Source organism: Burkholderia sp. Bp9140 (assembly GCF_003853425.1).
Lineage (GTDB): Bacteria > Pseudomonadota > Gammaproteobacteria > Burkholderiales > Burkholderiaceae > Burkholderia.
Genome location: NZ_QTPQ01000119.1, coordinates 1 through 760, shown reverse-complemented (window position 1 = coordinate 760; position 760 = coordinate 1). Strand labels below are relative to the sequence as shown.

Sequence of the window (760 nt, the reverse complement as noted above, 5' to 3'; positions counted from 1 at the left end):
AAGACAGGAAGTCCGCATCGGAGAACTTGTGGATACTTGAATCATTGATATCGATGTAGCCAACCTTGTCTGCCGCCCAGTTGACCTGCATCCACGTCGCGCGCGCATTTGCCGCCAGAGTTTGGGATGGAGACAGGATGCGACCAAAACGCAGCAGCTCGTAACCGTCGCTTGGACAAGACGGATAAAGCGCCGTCGCACGCTTGTACAGATCGTATTCGTAGTCCTTTTCCTTGACGGGTTGCGGCGTGAGCAGCGTGCGAGTGCCGTCTTGCGCCAGGCTCCAGACATTGGTGTATTTCGAGCCGACGCTGAAGTAGGTCTCAACGAGCAACGGCAGGGAGTTCGAGCCCTCTTGACCTGGCTTGAATTCAATCCCATGCAACTTGTTGCGGGCATCGGCCTTCTCAGGCAAACGACGAAACTGGCTACCTGCCGGAATGACGAAATACGCATGCCCCCACCAGTCCGTTCCGGTTGGCGGGGTGGGCGTACTGTTACCCAGTTGCGTACACCCGAAATACGCGTCGAAATCCACCGGCAACATGAAGATTTCGAAATGCAAATGCGGCATACCCTCATATTCGCCACGCCACCCCAACACGTCCTTGCGCCGGACCTTCTTGCCCTCCCCCGAGACCGCCGGCGTCACCGCCCCCTTGTTCACCGAACCGGTCGGCATCCGCAGGAACTCAGGCATATCCTTGGCGTTCGCACTGTGCTGCAGATACTCCGCCAGCGGCAGCAGATGCATGTAGAG

1 pseudogene is annotated in these 760 nt (G+C 57.6%); it reads right to left on the bottom strand.

Going from position 1 to position 760, the window contains the following annotated elements:
• Window positions 1-760 (bottom strand): annotated as a pseudogene (locus DIE21_RS37490) (peptidase M23); the annotation flags it as partial.